This is a genomic window from Synechococcus sp. BIOS-U3-1 (assembly GCF_014279975.1).
Taxonomy (GTDB): domain Bacteria; phylum Cyanobacteriota; class Cyanobacteriia; order PCC-6307; family Cyanobiaceae; genus Synechococcus_C.
In genome coordinates this window covers 1,998,350-2,013,644 of the sequence record NZ_CP047936.1, presented here as the reverse complement: position 1 = coordinate 2,013,644, position 15,295 = coordinate 1,998,350, and the positions used below count along the sequence as shown (strand labels likewise).

Below are 15,295 nucleotides of genomic sequence, written 5' to 3'. Positions count from 1 at the left end.
CCTCATGACTGAACGATGGCACCAATGGCGTTGCCTGCCTAGGTGGTGACCACTGCAAGCGCAACCAAGCAAAGCGCGGCATCATGCGCGGAATAACGCCTAATCCATGCTTCGCCGCCTCTCCATCGGAAGGAAATTGCTTTTGTTTATCGCTCTCATTTGTCTATCTGAAATTTCAGTCGTAGCAGGCGAATACAAAGACTTTTTGGTCGATCTGTATGATGATTACGAGATCGAATTTGTGAAAGAAATGTGCGTAAGGGATAGGCATACCAATCAAGAGGGCCTTTCTGTGTTCAGCCCCACCGCGACGCGAATTATCGCAGAGGCCATGGTGTCCAATGGTGAATTCCTCAGCGTTGAATCTGGCCGAGAAAAATTGATGGAATACAAAAAACTAAAAGCATTGCTTTGCCCTGACGTCTGGTAGCACTGTTGCCACAAATCAACATTCAATACCAGGCACGATTAAGCGCAGTAATTATTAGCTTAGACAAGCCACCGTCGCTGAAAGGGTGGTGAAGGCGCATCTTCAAACGAGCCAAAGTCACTTCAGCTCAAGATCCGACAACAGGAAAGGGAGGACCGTTATCTCCTCCCGCCTGTGTTCACACGGTTAGCTTGTCAAGAGCTTTTTGAAAAATCAAGCACTATCGGGACCAAGTTGTCGGATCTCCATAAATGGCAGGGGTACACCCTGATCACTTCTGCCCGTACAGCTCCAGCCAATCAACGGCTGCTGCACCATCGATCAGTTGCCTGCATCCCCTCTGTCCAGCCCTGTTTTTCTCATCCGATAAAAGCAACGCTATTGCTTTAGTAATGACAGATTCCGGCCTGTGTGCGAACAAGCCGGGTGTCATCTGCACCTCCTACCCAAGCACCACCTTTGTCTTCTATGAATTCAAAATGTTTTGGCTGTGGACGTGGGAATAACTCCCAACTAATTTCACTCTCAGATAAAACTTCTTTAAATAGGAATATTCCATTCTCTTCAAGTTCCATGTAGCATCTAAAACTTGTTCCTTGCTTTGGCCACCAAGACTCTTTGAGTCTTGACTCTTGCTCAGGATTAACAGCAAAAACAGGCGCAACTGAGATGAGCAGAACTCCAAATAGGGATAGTACTTTCATGAATTCAAGTAAGAAAGCAATCTAAGTGCCATCTCAGTTTTTCATACAGTTGAATGAGTCTTATGGGATTTGCTGCCATACGGCTCGACCCCGTGATTGACGTTTCTGGATACAGAAGGCGAGCTGTATCCAGTTTTTCCGTGGATTAACCAACTGCCCTGTAGGGAGTCAGCCTGCTGCCTTCTGGTCAGTTGGGGGTACTCCCTTCCAGCTCGACAAACTCCTCGTCGCTAAGGCCGGGGGTAATCGTCGCGGTGACTCCGAGACCCTTGGTCCAGGGATATGTGTGCTTCTGAACTGCTGCCATGTTGTCGGCTTCCACCAGTAGTACGCCTCCACCGGTATGGGGGTGGATCTGACGTGCCAGTACTTTGAACCCGGCAAATTCATCCATCGTCTTACCGTTGCTGATGTAATCAACGATGGCGTTTGCGTACTTCTCAGTAGGAGCAGGAGCGCACCACTGGATCATGAAACGTGCCATCTAAAAGTCTGCAAATATCGTGATTTTCCCTTGAGTAAAGATAGAGGCAAGCCCGCAAATGCAAATTGATCCGGTTTGATCCGGATGCTGGCCAGACTTTACCGATGCCCAATAAGGACAGGCCACTCGTCGGTAGGTATGCGCCGAAGAATGGCGTGAATTGGCTGGAGAAAACCCCAGTGGGGGAAGGTCTGCAATTTCACGAATGACTCACCCACGGCTCATGCCCAGTTGGTCGTCGTGGAAACGAGGCCGCTCAGGGGTGGTGGTGCTCTTGCCGTTCGACGAATGCTTCGCCACAACGCGATCGAGGCATGGAAACGATGTAGAAATCAGGCGGGTGGAAGCGGTGTCAGCCCAGGTGGTGACTGTCAGTGGCACTGGCAAGCGCACCCAACCAAAGCTCGGCATCATGCGCGAACTGACGCCTTATCAATACTGCGCCCTCTCTCCATTGAGTTGCTGGATTCTGTTGTTGCCATCGCCCCGCTGCCCACCAAGGCACAGGAGACACTGCAACACAATCAAAGCCTGTGATTCTGCCTCCGAACAAACCGTCTTGAAAGTTCCTGAAACCGTACGGCTCAGGTCGGCTGCCCCTCTGCTCACTGCTGTGCAACAGGCGTAGAACCAAAGGGTCCCTTTCGGAGACACCCATGACTAAAGAACAACTCAAACCCTTCCTGGAAAAAGTCAGAGGCAACACCACTCTTCAGGAGAAGCTCAAAGCAGCTGCCGATACTGATGCCGTTGTGGCGACTGCCGAAGAAGCCGGTTTCAGCATCTCTGCTGAAGACTTGCAGAAAGCTCAACCAGAGCTTTCAGGCAAAGAACTTGAGAGAATGGCTGGCGGTGATGCTGGTGGTGATGTTGGATCACTTTGGTCTTATTTTTGCCAGTCACATTGTCAAAATGTCTGTAATTGAAACTTGCAATCGTAATCCGCTTACCATTCGCATCAATTGTTTTGTTGTTTCTTCAATCACAACCTTTGTCCATCTTTCTGCCTCCAATGCCTGGTGCGATTGAGCGTAGTAATTATTAATTAAAGGCAAGCTGCCGTCGCTGAAGGGGTGGTGAAGGTGCATCACCCCTTCAGCGAGTGAATAGCTGCGCGTTTCAGGCGATCAACGGCTGAGATGCATTGCAGTGACTGAGATTTAGGTGGTAGGTTTGCCTGCGGGTCCGAGCTGCTGGTTGGTGCGGGATTATAGGCTACTGGCGGCTTAAAACTCCTTGCTACAACTAGCTTTTGGGGCGCTGGCTCTGCTGCTGATGGCTGCAGGCTTGAGGGCGTTATTTGACTGCAATCGCTTGATATGACTGGGATCTACCCTGCAGGTTGTGACCTTGGTAATCCTGCCAACTGAGAATATGGGTACATCACAAGCTGAACTCATGAAAAAGCTTTCACTGGCAGTATTGACCGCGACATCACTGATAACGACTGGGTCTGCCCTTGCATACCCTCAAGTTGAATCTGAATCATGCATTGCGCATGCATTGACATCAGTTGAACTAAAGGGGCTCAGCAGCACTCTTAAGGATATCCAAGATTATTGCCATTGTGCTTTGACAAAAATCATGGACGAAGGCAAGCCAATGGCCCCATCCTTAGAATACTGTAACAAGAAGTATATATTGTAGTTTCTTCTGTTTTTCCTTAATACTGATTTAGTCAGAAGTAACGCCGCCAGGGTCGCCCAGATTTCGTTCGATGCTCTGTGTATCGACCACCGCGTGGTCCCCATTTTTCTATGGGCTTGTCGTTGCTCGGAGCTGATCTTGCATTGAATCGATGCGGCATTCATCGCTGTGCGGGGTAGAGCAGACTGCATTGGTCGCTAGTGAGATCACTCTGCGTAATGCAATCTTTGTATTGCTGCGAGTGACTGTTGGCCACAAAAGCAAATGCAGTTGCAAAGACTATTGTCAACAGAGTGGCGACAACGATGTCTCCAGCCAGAGAGCCTGTGGTTTTAGTTGTTTTGTCCATCAATCAATTCCACCCATCACAACTTCACCCGGATTGATCCGGTTTACATCCCCCATTCGAGCTAAAGATCGCCCTGGGTCCTTAGTTCCTTTGGGGGGTTTTAATTGGTGGTAGATGGCATAGGGAGTCGTCTCTAACCTTATGAACAGCTATTGGGAGCTAAGGCTTGTGGATCAACAGGATTTGCTGCCAGAGTCCATAACGCTTTACCCCAGTAAGATCAAGTGGATTTTCGTGATTGTGGTAAGCATTCTATTTCTTGTCGTGGGAATTACTGATTCAGGAGGTGACTGGATCAACTCATTGATATGTGTTTTTGGTGGCCTCGGCATTCTTGTATCCATACTGACTCTCTGGCCTAATAGTAGTTGGTTGAAATTAGGTCCAGATGGAATGAGGGAGAGGGTGTTGTTCAGAAAGTTCTATTATCACTGGAGTGAGGTTACTCATTTTGGGATTACAGTTGTTCGACATCGGTCAGGGGCACATAGGTCTGATACAGAATTTGTGAGTTTCTGGATGAAATGTGAGCATGATATGCGTTCACTTAGTGAGTGCTATGGGGAAAAAGCTGAGGAACTTATGGAAATCCTGGAGTCTTACAGGAATCGGTATGGTTAAGCAATTGCCGATATGTTTGTTGGTGGTAGATGGAATAAGCAGTCGTCTCTAGCCTGTGAATATGAAATGCCTTCCACTCCTTAGCGCTCTACTCCTCTCTGCATCACCTGCCGTTGCTGATGACTTTGTTTATTTGAGGTGTGAGAGCAGCCGTTTTATTGCGGTAAAGAATCTTAAGTCAAATCAGATTATAAAGAGGGAAGAGAAAACTGTCATCCAGCACTTAAAGCTTGATCTGTTAAATAGTCGAATAATGGGGTCACTAGGTGGTGAATGGGAAGAAGTGGAAATCGTCAATGGTTATGTGGTTGAAGATAAGAAAGAAATTGTTAATGGAAATACTGTTATTCAAAAGGCATCTATGCAATTTGATCCAACTGGACAAATAGTTGCTGATGTTCTCATTCGTAGAGATTCTCTTTCCGAATTGGAATCAGGAAAGATAAGGGGTATTTGCAAAAGAAGTGATGAATCAGCCTTTGAGAAGGCTTTGAATGAGACTGAAAGCTGACACCTTGCATTGCTACATTTCAGGCATCTGGCGTCTGTCTACGAAATATCTTCCGCTCCTTCACCACCCTTTCAGCGACGGTGACTCCAGAGACTTTTATGAAATGGCAACCTCTAAGGGACAGTTCAAAACCAAGGCATGGGGGCTTTGGATAACACCCCAAAAAGAAGACGTTCAACACGGCAAGCAACACATCAATACTCGCGTTGAAAGCAGCTCCAGCAAGGGTCGCAACAACGTCGCCCTGATCAAGTTCACTGCCGAAGTGACCATGGGCGCTGATCTCTACGCCGAATGGGCAAAGGATGGAAAGTTCAATATGCCCGTCGAATGGATGCAGGTGGGAAGCGAACAGGAAGCATTGCCGTACACCACTAAGTATCTGAACCCCGGCGAGGAGGCTTGATCCATGAAGGGGATTAAACGTGTTGTTATCGGTTCTGCTGTTGGCGGTCTTCTGGGTGCGGCGGCGTTCTTCGCAGTCGACGGGCTGATGCCAAGGGAGGCTGAGGCATATGGAAATCCAGGACTTCCTGGATACGTTCAAGACAGAAACCCTGGCTTGCCTGGCACTGCCAAGACGCAGGGGTGATGGGCTTCTGAGCTTTCACCACCTAGGCGGGCAACGCTTCCACTCGCCTGACTGCCCTACTGGTCATAGCTACCAATAGGGCAGCATCGTCGCACCAGAGTTGTGAGAAGGGGATTTCGCTGGTGGTTGTTTGCTGTTTTGTTGTATTTCCTAAGTGTGCCAATCATTTTTTTATCTATTGGGTTGGCCCTTTATTCAATTGTAGTGGTTTACAGTTTAGTCTTAGGTCTTACGGGCCCCGACGCTGCTGGCTACCCGTATTTAGCGATATTGTATTTGTTTTTCGTTGGCGCCCCACTTTCACTTTTGTCTTCCCTTTTTATTCCAAAAATTGTTTTGGGGTGGATCCGCAAGAGAAGGCTAAGAAGGTTAAGACGGGTTCGAAGTTGAGGGACCTGTTCCAGATCGCTGATGTGGATACAGGCATGATCCGCTGGGTCAACGCTTACCTGATGACGCATGTGATTCCCGGACTTGGATGAGTCTCTGACGAAGGTTGGGTAAACCGTCAGATTTGAACTCTCTTCGTCCAGACCTCTGTTTTTAGAATCTCAAAGTCGTATTGATGAAGGATGCGACTGCTCGGGCAGGAAGTGATGATCCTGCCTTTTTTCTAATCGCATCACTAAGCGCCATGCTTTCTTTATTGATCGTTTTTACGTGGGTTGCGGTGCTCTTTGGTATCGCAAGAAACGAGCCTGAGTAGACAAAAAGAAACCCCCGCCAAAGGCAGGGGCTCCGAAAACTCTGCGGGAGTGTGTCCTTGTTTCCACCCCGTGAGCTTTTCTCCTCACGTTGAAATCTTATCCCTCGGGTATGGGTATGCAACCAGTTGTGACCAGTGGGGTAAACGGCACAGGCTTGGGCTATACCTGTGGCAGTTGGCTTTCTCCTCACCGAGATGCCCAACTCCTCACACCCACCGAAGACCTGTGAAACAACGGGTCTTTTTTTGTGACTGGTGGGTCAATGTCCCACTGTCCTGGTCCATCTGGACAGTCGTATTCACTCGTTCGGGGGATGCGCCTTCACCACCATTTCAGCGACGGTGACTTGCTATTAACTAATGATTACTGCGCTCAATCGTGCAAGCATTGAAGGCTGCTTTGTGGGCTTTTGGATTGTGATTGAAGCAATAAAAAGCCCCTATCAATACAGGAGCTTTAGGTTTGAACTGGTTAGAAAGATGGTCAGTTTGGAGACAACACAATTGGTCACCTACACTCAGGTTCACAAACAGATCCACCTTTAGAGCCACCACCCGAAACACCTTCTAGCTCCTCTTCACTGAGCTGACTGATCTTATCAGCAGTGAATTCATGACCATGTTCTTTAGCAATACCCACAACATCTTCAGGGGACTTAGCTGCTTTTAGTTTTTCCTGAAGCGTGGTGTCGCCTTTGACCTTTTCGAGGAAGGCTTTGAGTTGTTCTAGGGACATGGGTTTGTTTGATTAAGACTTAACCGCAACTTTGGCCTGCGACTCTCAAAGCATTGCTTGCAGCATTTGTAGCAGCAATTATTGGAGTAATAGCAGTGCCGCCTGATACGCCTTCAAGCTCTTTGTCAGTCAACTGGTTGATATGTTCGAGAGCAAAGTCATGACCATGTTCTTTAGCAATGCTTACAACATCTTCAGGTGACTTTGCTCCTTTGAGTTTCTCCTGAAGGTTGGAATCTTCATTGACCTTGGCGAGGAAGGCTTTGAGTTGTTCTAGGGACATGGGTATCAGGTCTGTTCAGCAGTCATAGCAACGGTTGACAGGAAGCACCGTGTTCACTTGCTTGACATAAAAAACCCCGCACATGGCGGGGCTAGTGAGTTGTTGGTTGGATTCAAGCTAAGACTTCGTATTGCACTCGCTGTGCTTGATAGGGATCCATTCCTTGATTTGGTTCGCCAACGATCAAATCAGCTCCAGGTGCATTTTGATGTTGATAGGCATCGGTCACCATTGCGGAATTGAGATCGATTGGGGTCAGAGTTTGAGGGGTGGAATTGAATTCACCACCACCAGTGTCGAAGACATGGCCACCAACGGGTTCATTTTCTCTGCTTGATTCAGCAACATCACAAAAGGGGAGAGGAGGAGTGGGCTTTTCATCTGTATTGCTTACAGCATCAGCCGTCTCTCCAGTTAGTACATCAATCCCTCCTTCCTCACTGGCTGCCGATATAATTTCTCGGTATTGAGGGTGAAGGTTTGGGCTATCAGGATCGCCGCCTCCATTGATTATTTGTTGCCTTAAGTCATCAGTCTGTTGATTTCTTTTAATTGCTTCCTTCATTTCTGCGTCTCTCTCTTCTTTGGGAAGTTTTTCCCACTCTTCCCATGGGAAAGCAGTTTCATTGAGCAAGTCAGAGGAATCTGAATTACCTACTGCACTAGCATCAGAATCAATCGGATTTCCTGTTTTACAATCTATCTGCAGAGATTTAGGTGGCTGCGTCAACCAAGGGGGTAGACGACCGAGCTGTTTCTCATATTTGAGCAACCAATCTTGCTTTTCACCTCCTTCCGTTAATACTCTCTTTGTGTCTTCGGGCAGCGCATTATATTTGTCCCATGATGATTTGGACCAGCGATAGCAATTGTTCCAATAATAATTAGTCATAGCTTTAAGGAGTGAATGTTTGGGGTGCTGCCCCCTTGACTCCTTCAAGATCACAGCCCTTCTGGTGAACCCCACTACACAGCTCTGGTGAAGACCCCGCGAAGTTCTGGTGAGCTTCTGGTGAATGGCTCAGACCTTTGTCACCACCTGGGCAAACACCGCTTCCACCCACCTGATTTACAAGATTGGTCCGTTTGGGGGATGCGCCTTCACCACCCTTTCAGCGACGCTGACTTGCTATTAACTAATGCTTACTGCGCTCAATCGTGCCAGGTATTGAAGGCTGATTTATGAGCTTATTGGCGAGGTTGAAGAAGTAAAAAGCCCCAGCCAATGCAGAGGCTTTGAGTGTTTAGGTTTTGAAGCCGAGGGGGGGGAATTATGGACACCAGTTTTTTACCAGCAACAACCTGCCCCACAGTGTGAGCCGAAGCCACCAGTGCGTTTATGAGTATCCTTCATAAGTCCTCCAGCCACGCTTTCTAGTTCCTCTTCACTGAGTTCAGTAATCTTATCAGCAGTGAATTCGAAGCCGTGCTCTTTGGCAATGCCTACAACATCTTCAGGTGACTTTGCTGCTTTTAGTTTGTCTTGAAGGCTGGGGTCGCCTTTGACCTTCTCTAGGAATGCCTTGAGTTGTTCTAGTGACACGGGTATCAGGTCTGTTCAGCAGTCATAGCAACGGTCTTCTGCAGTGTCTTTAGCTAATAATTACTGCGCTCAATCGTGCCAGTCAATGCAGGGAAATTCATGGGTTTTTGGGTGTAAAACAAGAAACCAAAAGCCACTGTCGTTGAAGGGGTTTGAAGCAGAGTGTAGAAGATCCGCTGGCGGCGGTATCATCCACCAGTATTGACATAACAAAAATCAGTGCCACCAGATAAGCTTTCTAGCTCCTCTTCGCTGAGCTGACCGAACTTATCAGCAGTGAATTCGTGGCCGTGTTCTTTAGCAATGCCCACAACATCTTCAGGTGACTTAGCTGCTTTTAGCTTCTCCTGAAGACCGGAATCGCCTTTAACTTTGGTGATGAATGCCTTGAGTTGTTCTTTGGACATGGGTATCAGGTCTGTTCAGCAGTCATAGCAACGGCTGACAGGAAGCACCGTATTCACGTGCTTGACATAAAAAAACCCGCACTTGGCGGGGTGAACATTTTTCACCAAGTGTCGGATGGCATTTAGGTGTGATGATCTCATCGTGTGATTACAGGAATATCCCCTAACAGAACACCCATATCCCATCAGCAGCATCTTCATCTCCCCATTCTGCTGCTTTTCTCCAATCATCACAGGCACCTTTTAGGTCTTGTAATTGACTCTTGGAATAAGCACGTCTGTAATAGGCAGTGGCATCCTCAGGATGAATCTGGATTGACTTCGTGAAATCAGCAATTGATCCTCGATAATCTCCTAACCTAACCTTGGCTTTACCACGATTGAAATAGGTAGAGGCATCCTGAGGATTAATCTCTATTGCCTTGGTGTAATCAGCAATCGCTCCTCTATAATCACTCAACATATCCTTAGCAATCCCACGATTGTAGTAAGCCATAACATAGTTAGGTTTGATCTCTATTGCCTTGGTGTACTCAGTAATTGCTCCTTGATAATCACCTTGCTTGTATAGCTCCAATCCAATTCCGTTAAAAATATCCGCCAAAGGGTCCGCTCTTGCAGTGATCAATGGAGACCCGAGCGCAAGCACAGACAGTGCTGCGGCAATGGCAGTAGTCCTGCGTGACATTCGTTAGTGCTTTGCTTCGCTGTGAGCTTAGATGTACCCCACAGACCAATGCAATAAAAAAACCCACTTGTGGCGGGGCGTGATTGGTGTGAGGTTTTTGTCGGGAGATCGATAGCGACTTCTCAACGCCCCGCTCTAAAAAGTAGGTTTTATCTATCTCTGCTCAACTGCGCTCAATCGTGCCAGGTATTGGAGGCTAATTCATGAGTTCTTAGGGGTGATTGAAGCAATAAAAAGCCCCTGTCAATGCAGGGGCTTTAACTGGGGGTGATTATAATTTACTTTCGCGAGTTATTTCTAAATTATAATCGCAGTCATTGGTTCGTCTTAATGCCCTAGCACCCCCTTGAGTCAAAACAATCATTTCCCCAAGAATTCAGGAACCCTCTGCCTTTTGTTCCTACAATCGTGTGATAAATCTCGCTGCCAACCGCAGCTAAGTGGTCACCTGGAATTCCACTAATAGTTTGCATTGTGGCAAATCCACCAGCCACGTATTCAAGCTGATCAATCGTCAGCTCTTGATCGAGCAGTTCAGTGTTGTTGTAGTCAGTGTTGAAAGTAGTCATTGTTCTAATGGGGATAAGTGTGTGGGTTGTGTTGGGGGTGTTGCCCCCTCGACTCCTTCAAGATCACAGCCCCTCTGGTGAACCCCACTACACAGCTCTGGTGCAGAAACCGCGAAGTTCTGGTGAAACTCTGGTGAGCCGAATTGACGCGGGTAACCAGACAGCAAAAAGCCCCGCACTTGGCGGGGCGTGGTTGGTGTGAGGTTGTTTTGTCGGGAGATCGATAGCGACTACTCAACGCCCCCTGATGGATTCGAACCATCGACCGACTGCTTAGAAGGCAGATGAGTCTGAGCCCATAAATGGTTGTTGTGACTGGTGTCTAGCGATTCGAGTCTGCGCCGCGTTTGCAATTTTGTTTGCAGTTTCAGGGCGTCAGCGGGCCATTTGCAAACGCAGAGAGCAACTGCTTCCCAAGCAGTGGGTCGCTGTCTGTCCAGGAATCGATCAGCAGGTCACGCTGGAGCAGATGAAGTGCGCCGGCCATGGCCACCGTGGCGGCACCCAGATCGTGTTCACCGATCGATGCAGCGCAGCGGGCCAGGTCAAGGTGCTGGCCCCAGGGAATCGGCATGCAGCGGATCAATCAGCCGCCAGTCTGATTCGAATGGTGGCCAGACTCCACCGATGCCGAACAAGGACCGACCACAGGTTGAACGGCACCCACCAAAGAGGGGTGTCGGCTGGTTGCTGAATGATCAGCAGGGGAAGGTCTGCAGCTTCACAAATGATTCGCCCACGGTGCATGCCAAGTGGAAGCTCGTTCCTACGGACCCGAGATAGCTGCTACCTCTGGGGGACGTCCTGGAGAATCTGATGCCTGAAGAGCAAGACAAGAAGCAGGACGCCAAGCAAGAGCCCGTCAAGGAAGAGCTGACTGATGAAGAGTTGGAAGGCGTCTCCGGCGGGGTGGACTTAGCAGCCATCGCAATACCCATGTACAGCGGACATGAGGATCGGGCCTGAGATGCCCGAGAACGCTCAGTGGGTCATCGTCGAGACCCGACCGCTTCGCGGCATTGGTTAACCTGTCATCAGACGCATGCTTCGCCACAACGCGATCGAAGCCTGGGAAACGATGCAGAAGTCAGGCGACTGGAAGTGATACGCGGCTAAGTGATAATGATGTTTGAATGATATTAAGACAACGCCTATTAGCAAAAATCAAAAATATGCAACAGTCGATTGCTCTTGGCCTCCTTTTCCTTATTTTATTGGCAGCTGCAATGCTAAACACACTTCAGCGCACTATTTTATTTCAAGACCCAAAAGCATTTGGGACCTGGATTGAGAACATCAAATTGGTTTGGAATGCTCCAACACCAACACTTCCCGAGGGCAGGCCAATACTCGAACTTAGTTACGATAACTTTGTTGATTTGGTTGAAAAAAGGCGCGTCAGCAGGGCTTTAATTCCATTTAGCCGTGGAAATGCACAGGTGGTATTAACTGATGGACGACGGGCTTATGTGGAGTTGATCAATGATAAAAAGCTGTTGGATATACTTTCTGAACATGACGTCGATTTTTCAGTAAGACCAAAGTGATTGACCTCATCGAAGTCTGGGAGATTATGAAGAAGACAGGCTGGAAGTGATGCCCGCCTAGGTGGTGACCCGGTTTGATCCGGGTGGTGAATCCGCATCAGACAGTCAAGCGTCCCCAATGGCCGGGCGCATAGCTGATGCGATTGGCCAACTCCTCGGTTTGAGCGGACTCCTGAAGTCGCTGCTCGATCAACTGGGATTCTGCATGCGCGAGTGAGCCAAGTCCGATCGTTAGGAAAAGGGTGTAGATGAAGAGTGACTTGATAGACATGGCTGGCTCGACTGGGTGAGTGGGGGTGCTGCCCCTTCGACTCCTTCAAGGTCACAGCCCTACTGGTGAACCCCCCTGCACAGCTCTGGTGCAGAAACCGCGAAGTTCTGGTGAAACTCTGGTGAGCCGAATTGACGCGGGTAACCAGACAGCAAAAAGCCCCGCACTTGGCGGGGCGTGGTTGGTGTGAGGTTGTTTTGTCGGGAGATCGATAGCGACTACTCAACGCCCCCTGATGGATTCGAACCATCGACCGACTGCTTAGAAGGCAGTTGCTCTATCCAGCTGAGCTAAGGGAGCATGGCCGGCATTCTTGCAGTCAAGCCAAGCTGCTGCATCTAAAGTTGGAGGCTGCTCAAATTGCTCGATGGCACTAAGCCGGCTTACTGACAGTCAAAAGCAGGAGCTTTTGGTCCGTTATCGCGCCGGCGAGTCCAGCGCCGCTCTGGCTGATGCTTACGGATGTAGCGCCAACACCGTTAGCCGCACGGTCCGCACCCTGTTGTCTCCGGAGGAGTACGACGCGCTCAAGTCAGCACGAGCTCGCGCTGCAACAATTACGCCTCAGGCTGATCCCCTCGAAGCCAATGATCTGCCTGAAACGGGAGCGGATCCTGGGCAAGCCGCTGAGCAGCTCCTTGATTCTGACCAGTCAGAGTCGGTTGAAGACGATGGCAGCGCAACCCTTGCCCTCGACGATGCCGATGACTTCGGCGCTGAGGATGCTGATGATGTCGGTGATGACGAAGCCTTCGACTTGCCATCGGACGACGTCTTTCAAGAAATTGCCGTTCTGCCTGTTGATCTGCCGCAGGTGAGTCGGGAGCAGGTCAGCTGTCGACCCTTCGCGGCCGGTGTGCTCCCCGACAGTGTGTACATGCTGGTGGACAAGACCGTTGAGCTGGATCCAAGGCCGCTCAGTGAGTTCCCTGAACTGGGTGTTCTGAATCCGGAAGAGCTTGTGCGCCAGGCCTTGTGCCTGTACTCCAGCCCTCGTTCTGCAAAACGTCAGTGCGGCCGTAGTCAGCGTGTGATCAAGGTTCCCGATACCAAGGTTTTTGAGAGCACGTCTCGCCATCTGCTTGCCAGAGGAATCACTCGCCTCGTGCTTGAAGGCGCCCTGTATTCCCTCGACAACTGATTCACCGTTGTGAGTTGGGGATCAAGACCACCGCGAGGCTGCCACCGCTGATCACTCCCAGCACAGTGCTGACGCCAACAATGAACCCAGCAGGGAGTGGTGCTGTCGTGCCCAGGCCCAGTTTCAGCTTGTAGCGGTCACTGAGGTTCTGCGCTCCAAGGCAGAGCACCACAAGTAAAGCGGCACTGCCACCCAAAGTGATTAGCAGCAGTCTTAAGCGCAGCAACATGCCGCGGTTTCCGTCAGGCTTTGTTCAGTCTGCCTGGTTCTGCTCTTCATGCAGTAGTGCGTAGAGCTCTCGCCGGGACCGTCCGGCGCTTCTGGCCAGATCCTTTGCTGCATCGCCGGGCTTCATACCCTGTTTGATCAGTGCTGCGAGTTGCTGACGGCACTGTTCGTCGTTCATGGTGATGGACTTTTCTTGTGGCGCCCCACCCAGAACCAGGGTGAATTCACCTTGGGGAGGATGCTCCTTGAAATGGGTCAAGCCAGCGATCACGTTTGGCCCCACCTGCTGTTCGTGACGCTTGGTCAGCTCACGTGTCACCTGTAGGGCGCGTTGATCACCACAGAGTTCCTGCAGCTCTTCCAGCAGTTTCACCAGTCGATGAGGAGCTTCGTACAGCACCGTCGTGCGTTCTTCTGCGACCACTGCTGCCAACCGATTACGCCGCTCGCGCCCCCTGCTCGGTAGAAACCCTTCAAAGCAGAAGCGGCCACTCGGCAGACCGCTGCTGATCAGTGCTGTCGTGGCGGCGCAGGGCCCGGGGATGCAGATCACGGCATGGCCTGCTTGTCGTGCTGCAGCGACGAGCTCTTCTCCGGGGTCACTGATCCCAGGCAGTCCGGCATCACTGATCACAGCAATGCTGTGACCGTTACTGAGATCGTTCAGCAGTTGGGGGATGCGCCCGTACATGTTGTGCTGATGGAAGCTGCAGCGTCGTGCTTTCGATCCCAGAGCAGTGAGCAGTTGGCCGCTGTGTCGGGTGTCTTCGCAGGCGATTGTGTCTACAGCAACCAGCAGGGCCCGTGCTCTCGGTGAGAGGTCGCCCAAATTTCCGATCGGCGTACCCACTAGATAAAGAACACCAGCTTCCGGTTCGGCGCGTTGCTTCACAATGGCTCCGCCCAGATCACTCCATGATGCCGACTGCGATGAATCTGCCCGCTGGCATCAGTCAGGACAGCCTTCTCGAGACACTGCGCCCTCTGTGCTGGGGAGCCGCCGATATTTTGCGGGCTTATACCCGCGGTGAGCAGCCTCCCCATGGTTTTTCCCGAGCTCTAAGTGTTGACAATGGTGGAGAGGGGCCAGTGTCTGCCGCGGATCTGGCCGTGAATCAATGGTTGCTCGATGGTCTGGGTTCAGCGTTCCCTGATGCTGGCTGGACCTTGCTGAGCGAGGAGACGGCTAAGGAGCAGCTCACTGCTGGGGAGCCTTTGCCGGCCGAATGGCTCTGGATTCTGGATCCTCTCGATGGCACCAAGGATTTTTTGCAAGGCACCGGTGAATACGCGGTGCATTTGGCGCTTGTGCAGGGTCAGCGTCCTGTACTGGGAGTGGTGTTGCTTCCCGAGGCTGATGAGCTCTGGTTTGGCCTGGTGGGTGATGGCAGCTGGTGCGAAAACCGCAGCGGCAAGAGCAGCCCCGTTCGCTTCAGCGACCGCTCTGCAGAGGGAGAACTGATCATGGTGGCGAGCCGCAGTCATCGGGATGCTCGCCTGGAACAACTGATCGCGGCTCTTCCCCTCGCCGGCTCCAAGGCTGTGGGCAGTGTGGGCTGCAAGGTGGCCACCATTTTGCGTGGTGAGACCGATCTCTACATCTCGTTGTCGGGCAAGACTGCTCCCAAAGACTGGGATATGGCAGCCCCTGAGGCTGTATTACTAGCGGCTGGTGGTGCCTTCACTCATGCGGATGGTCGTCCGCTCACTTACAACACCGGAGACGTACGTCAGGCAGGTTGTCTGATCGCTAGCAATGGAAAAGCCCATGCCGCGCTTGAGAAGCGAGCGGCACGGGCTATGGAGAGAATTGATCCAGATTTTCAGGTCTGAATCGA

25 protein-coding genes and 2 tRNA genes are annotated in these 15,295 nt (G+C 50.5%); 11 read left to right on the top strand and 16 right to left on the bottom strand.

Annotation, left to right across the window (positions count from 1 at the left end):
• Nucleotides 1-106: 106 nt before the first annotated feature.
• The gene (locus SynBIOSU31_RS11065) at nucleotides 107-430 is read left to right on the top strand and encodes a hypothetical protein (protein WP_186490044.1); all 324 of its coding nucleotides are present in this window, start codon (nucleotides 107-109) and stop codon (nucleotides 428-430) included.
• Nucleotides 431-816: 386 nt separating this feature from the next.
• Here the strand turns inward: SynBIOSU31_RS11065 and SynBIOSU31_RS11060 are convergent, their stop codons facing one another.
• Complete coding sequence (locus SynBIOSU31_RS11060) at nucleotides 817-1,134, bottom strand: hypothetical protein (protein WP_186490042.1); 318 nt, start codon at nucleotides 1,132-1,134, stop codon at nucleotides 817-819.
• Between the two features lie 187 nt (nucleotides 1,135-1,321).
• Nucleotides 1,322-1,618, bottom strand: a complete 297-nt coding sequence (locus SynBIOSU31_RS11055) for a DUF3303 domain-containing protein (protein WP_186490040.1) — start codon at nucleotides 1,616-1,618, stop codon at nucleotides 1,322-1,324.
• Between the two features lie 240 nt (nucleotides 1,619-1,858).
• On the opposite strand from SynBIOSU31_RS11055, the gene SynBIOSU31_RS14825 reads away from it, so the two are divergent.
• From SynBIOSU31_RS14825 to SynBIOSU31_RS14940, 6 genes are all read left to right on the top strand, one after another.
• Nucleotides 1,859-2,155 (top strand): hypothetical protein, encoded by a 297-nt coding sequence (locus SynBIOSU31_RS14825; RefSeq protein ID WP_255477206.1) that lies wholly within the window; start codon nucleotides 1,859-1,861, stop codon nucleotides 2,153-2,155.
• A gap of 119 nt (nucleotides 2,156-2,274) precedes the next feature.
• Entirely contained in the window at nucleotides 2,275-2,544 is a 270-nt protein-coding gene (locus SynBIOSU31_RS11040; RefSeq protein WP_186490036.1) for a Nif11-like leader peptide family natural product precursor, read from the top strand.
• Between the two features lie 1,752 nt (nucleotides 2,545-4,296).
• Nucleotides 4,297-4,746 (top strand): hypothetical protein, encoded by a 450-nt coding sequence (locus tag SynBIOSU31_RS11035; protein WP_186490028.1) that lies wholly within the window; start codon nucleotides 4,297-4,299, stop codon nucleotides 4,744-4,746.
• Nucleotides 4,747-4,849: 103 nt separating this feature from the next.
• A complete protein-coding gene (locus SynBIOSU31_RS11030) occupies nucleotides 4,850-5,152 on the top strand; it encodes a hypothetical protein (RefSeq protein WP_186490026.1) in 303 nt (100 codons plus the stop codon).
• A gap of 3 nt (nucleotides 5,153-5,155) precedes the next feature.
• Nucleotides 5,156-5,338, top strand: coding sequence for a hypothetical protein (locus SynBIOSU31_RS11025; protein ID WP_186490024.1), 183 nt, complete (start codon nucleotides 5,156-5,158; stop codon nucleotides 5,336-5,338).
• A gap of 122 nt (nucleotides 5,339-5,460) precedes the next feature.
• A complete protein-coding gene (locus SynBIOSU31_RS14940; protein ID WP_370593625.1) occupies nucleotides 5,461-5,820 on the top strand; it encodes a DUF3104 domain-containing protein in 360 nt (119 codons plus the stop codon).
• 732 nt (nucleotides 5,821-6,552) lie between these two features.
• On the opposite strand, the gene SynBIOSU31_RS11015 is transcribed toward SynBIOSU31_RS14940, so the two are convergent.
• The 10 genes from SynBIOSU31_RS11015 to SynBIOSU31_RS10970 form a co-directional block, all read right to left on the bottom strand.
• Nucleotides 6,553-6,780: a Nif11-like leader peptide family natural product precursor gene (locus tag SynBIOSU31_RS11015; RefSeq protein WP_186490023.1), complete on the bottom strand. Its 228-nt coding sequence runs from the start codon at nucleotides 6,778-6,780 to the stop codon at nucleotides 6,553-6,555.
• A gap of 19 nt (nucleotides 6,781-6,799) precedes the next feature.
• Nucleotides 6,800-7,063: a Nif11-like leader peptide family natural product precursor gene (locus tag SynBIOSU31_RS11010; RefSeq protein WP_186490015.1), complete on the bottom strand. Its 264-nt coding sequence runs from the start codon at nucleotides 7,061-7,063 to the stop codon at nucleotides 6,800-6,802.
• A gap of 112 nt (nucleotides 7,064-7,175) precedes the next feature.
• Nucleotides 7,176-7,955 carry a hypothetical protein gene (locus SynBIOSU31_RS11005; protein ID WP_186490007.1) on the bottom strand — a complete coding sequence of 260 codons (780 nt, stop codon included), beginning with the start codon at nucleotides 7,953-7,955 and terminating at the stop codon, nucleotides 7,176-7,178.
• 396 nt (nucleotides 7,956-8,351) lie between these two features.
• Nucleotides 8,352-8,606 (bottom strand): Nif11-like leader peptide family natural product precursor, encoded by a 255-nt coding sequence (locus SynBIOSU31_RS11000; RefSeq protein WP_186490005.1) that lies wholly within the window; start codon nucleotides 8,604-8,606, stop codon nucleotides 8,352-8,354.
• Nucleotides 8,607-8,794: 188 nt separating this feature from the next.
• The gene (locus tag SynBIOSU31_RS10995) at nucleotides 8,795-9,013 is read right to left on the bottom strand and encodes a Nif11-like leader peptide family natural product precursor (RefSeq protein WP_186489997.1); all 219 of its coding nucleotides are present in this window, start codon (nucleotides 9,011-9,013) and stop codon (nucleotides 8,795-8,797) included.
• Between the two features lie 163 nt (nucleotides 9,014-9,176).
• Nucleotides 9,177-9,701 carry a tetratricopeptide repeat protein gene (locus tag SynBIOSU31_RS10990; RefSeq protein ID WP_186489988.1) on the bottom strand — a complete coding sequence of 175 codons (525 nt, stop codon included), beginning with the start codon at nucleotides 9,699-9,701 and terminating at the stop codon, nucleotides 9,177-9,179.
• A 335-nt stretch (nucleotides 9,702-10,036) separates the two neighbouring features.
• Nucleotides 10,037-10,270: a hypothetical protein gene (locus tag SynBIOSU31_RS10985; RefSeq protein ID WP_186489986.1), complete on the bottom strand. Its 234-nt coding sequence runs from the start codon at nucleotides 10,268-10,270 to the stop codon at nucleotides 10,037-10,039.
• A 241-nt stretch (nucleotides 10,271-10,511) separates the two neighbouring features.
• Nucleotides 10,512-10,594: transfer RNA gene (locus SynBIOSU31_RS10980), tRNA-Arg, on the bottom strand.
• Nucleotides 10,595-10,637: 43 nt separating this feature from the next.
• Nucleotides 10,638-10,844 carry a hypothetical protein gene (locus SynBIOSU31_RS10975; RefSeq protein ID WP_186489984.1) on the bottom strand — a complete coding sequence of 69 codons (207 nt, stop codon included), beginning with the start codon at nucleotides 10,842-10,844 and terminating at the stop codon, nucleotides 10,638-10,640.
• A gap of 8 nt (nucleotides 10,845-10,852) precedes the next feature.
• Entirely contained in the window at nucleotides 10,853-11,017 is a 165-nt protein-coding gene (locus SynBIOSU31_RS10970; protein WP_186489983.1) for a hypothetical protein, read from the bottom strand.
• A 69-nt stretch (nucleotides 11,018-11,086) separates the two neighbouring features.
• On the opposite strand from SynBIOSU31_RS10970, the gene SynBIOSU31_RS10965 reads away from it, so the two are divergent.
• Together SynBIOSU31_RS10965 and SynBIOSU31_RS10960 are read left to right on the top strand one after the other, a co-directional pair.
• Complete coding sequence (locus SynBIOSU31_RS10965; RefSeq protein ID WP_186489981.1) at nucleotides 11,087-11,236, top strand: class IIb bacteriocin, lactobin A/cerein 7B family; 150 nt, start codon at nucleotides 11,087-11,089, stop codon at nucleotides 11,234-11,236.
• Between the two features lie 167 nt (nucleotides 11,237-11,403).
• On the top strand, nucleotides 11,404-11,817 hold the full coding sequence (locus tag SynBIOSU31_RS10960; protein ID WP_186489979.1) for a hypothetical protein: 414 nt from the start codon (nucleotides 11,404-11,406) through the stop codon (nucleotides 11,815-11,817).
• A gap of 97 nt (nucleotides 11,818-11,914) precedes the next feature.
• On the opposite strand, the gene SynBIOSU31_RS10955 is transcribed toward SynBIOSU31_RS10960, so the two are convergent.
• Together SynBIOSU31_RS10955 and SynBIOSU31_RS10950 are read right to left on the bottom strand one after the other, a co-directional pair.
• The gene (locus SynBIOSU31_RS10955) at nucleotides 11,915-12,088 is read right to left on the bottom strand and encodes a hypothetical protein (RefSeq protein WP_186489977.1); all 174 of its coding nucleotides are present in this window, start codon (nucleotides 12,086-12,088) and stop codon (nucleotides 11,915-11,917) included.
• Nucleotides 12,089-12,314: 226 nt separating this feature from the next.
• Nucleotides 12,315-12,388 (bottom strand) — tRNA-Arg (locus SynBIOSU31_RS10950).
• Between the two features lie 67 nt (nucleotides 12,389-12,455).
• On the opposite strand from SynBIOSU31_RS10950, the gene SynBIOSU31_RS10945 reads away from it, so the two are divergent.
• Nucleotides 12,456-13,229, top strand: coding sequence for a helix-turn-helix domain-containing protein (locus SynBIOSU31_RS10945; RefSeq protein ID WP_186489975.1), 774 nt, complete (start codon nucleotides 12,456-12,458; stop codon nucleotides 13,227-13,229).
• A gap of 1 nt (nucleotide 13,230) precedes the next feature.
• On the opposite strand, the gene SynBIOSU31_RS10940 is transcribed toward SynBIOSU31_RS10945, so the two are convergent.
• Both SynBIOSU31_RS10940 and rsmI read right to left on the bottom strand, forming a co-directional pair.
• Nucleotides 13,231-13,458, bottom strand: a complete 228-nt coding sequence (locus tag SynBIOSU31_RS10940; protein ID WP_186489974.1) for a hypothetical protein — start codon at nucleotides 13,456-13,458, stop codon at nucleotides 13,231-13,233.
• A 24-nt stretch (nucleotides 13,459-13,482) separates the two neighbouring features.
• Nucleotides 13,483-14,349 carry a 16S rRNA (cytidine(1402)-2'-O)-methyltransferase gene (gene rsmI / locus SynBIOSU31_RS10935; protein ID WP_186489972.1) on the bottom strand — a complete coding sequence of 289 codons (867 nt, stop codon included), beginning with the start codon at nucleotides 14,347-14,349 and terminating at the stop codon, nucleotides 13,483-13,485.
• A 23-nt stretch (nucleotides 14,350-14,372) separates the two neighbouring features.
• On the opposite strand from rsmI, the gene SynBIOSU31_RS10930 reads away from it, so the two are divergent.
• Nucleotides 14,373-15,290 carry a 3'(2'),5'-bisphosphate nucleotidase CysQ family protein gene (locus SynBIOSU31_RS10930; RefSeq protein WP_186489970.1) on the top strand — a complete coding sequence of 306 codons (918 nt, stop codon included), beginning with the start codon at nucleotides 14,373-14,375 and terminating at the stop codon, nucleotides 15,288-15,290.
• Nucleotides 15,291-15,295: the final 5 nt, after the last annotated feature.

What these genes read in the sequence shown, in the direction of transcription:
- SynBIOSU31_RS10965 (WP_186489981.1), top strand. Translation starts at nt 11,087, where the DNA reads ATGCCTGAAGAGCAAGACAAGAAGCAGGACGCCAAGCAAGAGCCCGTC.
- SynBIOSU31_RS11035 (WP_186490028.1), top strand. Translation starts at nt 4,297, where the DNA reads ATGAAATGCCTTCCACTCCTTAGCGCTCTACTCCTCTCTGCATCACCT.
- SynBIOSU31_RS10990 (WP_186489988.1), bottom strand. Translation starts at nt 9,701, where the DNA reads ATGTCACGCAGGACTACTGCCATTGCCGCAGCACTGTCTGTGCTTGCG.
- SynBIOSU31_RS11055 (WP_186490040.1), bottom strand. Translation starts at nt 1,618, where the DNA reads ATGGCACGTTTCATGATCCAGTGGTGCGCTCCTGCTCCTACTGAGAAG.
- SynBIOSU31_RS11015 (WP_186490023.1), bottom strand. Translation starts at nt 6,780, where the DNA reads ATGTCCCTAGAACAACTCAAAGCCTTCCTCGAAAAGGTCAAAGGCGAC.
- SynBIOSU31_RS11010 (WP_186490015.1), bottom strand. Translation starts at nt 7,063, where the DNA reads ATGTCCCTAGAACAACTCAAAGCCTTCCTCGCCAAGGTCAATGAAGAT.
- SynBIOSU31_RS10945 (WP_186489975.1), top strand. Translation starts at nt 12,456, where the DNA reads ATGGCACTAAGCCGGCTTACTGACAGTCAAAAGCAGGAGCTTTTGGTC.
- SynBIOSU31_RS10930 (WP_186489970.1), top strand. Translation starts at nt 14,373, where the DNA reads ATGATGCCGACTGCGATGAATCTGCCCGCTGGCATCAGTCAGGACAGC.
- SynBIOSU31_RS11060 (WP_186490042.1), bottom strand. Translation starts at nt 1,134, where the DNA reads ATGAAAGTACTATCCCTATTTGGAGTTCTGCTCATCTCAGTTGCGCCT.
- SynBIOSU31_RS11065 (WP_186490044.1), top strand. Translation starts at nt 107, where the DNA reads ATGCTTCGCCGCCTCTCCATCGGAAGGAAATTGCTTTTGTTTATCGCT.
- SynBIOSU31_RS11030 (WP_186490026.1), top strand. Translation starts at nt 4,850, where the DNA reads ATGGCAACCTCTAAGGGACAGTTCAAAACCAAGGCATGGGGGCTTTGG.
- SynBIOSU31_RS11025 (WP_186490024.1), top strand. Translation starts at nt 5,156, where the DNA reads ATGAAGGGGATTAAACGTGTTGTTATCGGTTCTGCTGTTGGCGGTCTT.
- SynBIOSU31_RS10940 (WP_186489974.1), bottom strand. Translation starts at nt 13,458, where the DNA reads ATGTTGCTGCGCTTAAGACTGCTGCTAATCACTTTGGGTGGCAGTGCC.
- SynBIOSU31_RS10985 (WP_186489986.1), bottom strand. Translation starts at nt 10,270, where the DNA reads ATGACTACTTTCAACACTGACTACAACAACACTGAACTGCTCGATCAA.
- SynBIOSU31_RS10960 (WP_186489979.1), top strand. Translation starts at nt 11,404, where the DNA reads ATGATATTAAGACAACGCCTATTAGCAAAAATCAAAAATATGCAACAG.
- SynBIOSU31_RS10970 (WP_186489983.1), bottom strand. Translation starts at nt 11,017, where the DNA reads ATGCACCGTGGGCGAATCATTTGTGAAGCTGCAGACCTTCCCCTGCTG.
- SynBIOSU31_RS11040 (WP_186490036.1), top strand. Translation starts at nt 2,275, where the DNA reads ATGACTAAAGAACAACTCAAACCCTTCCTGGAAAAAGTCAGAGGCAAC.
- SynBIOSU31_RS10975 (WP_186489984.1), bottom strand. Translation starts at nt 10,844, where the DNA reads ATGCCGATTCCCTGGGGCCAGCACCTTGACCTGGCCCGCTGCGCTGCA.
- SynBIOSU31_RS10995 (WP_186489997.1), bottom strand. Translation starts at nt 9,013, where the DNA reads ATGTCCAAAGAACAACTCAAGGCATTCATCACCAAAGTTAAAGGCGAT.
- SynBIOSU31_RS10955 (WP_186489977.1), bottom strand. Translation starts at nt 12,088, where the DNA reads ATGTCTATCAAGTCACTCTTCATCTACACCCTTTTCCTAACGATCGGA.
- SynBIOSU31_RS11005 (WP_186490007.1), bottom strand. Translation starts at nt 7,955, where the DNA reads ATGACTAATTATTATTGGAACAATTGCTATCGCTGGTCCAAATCATCA.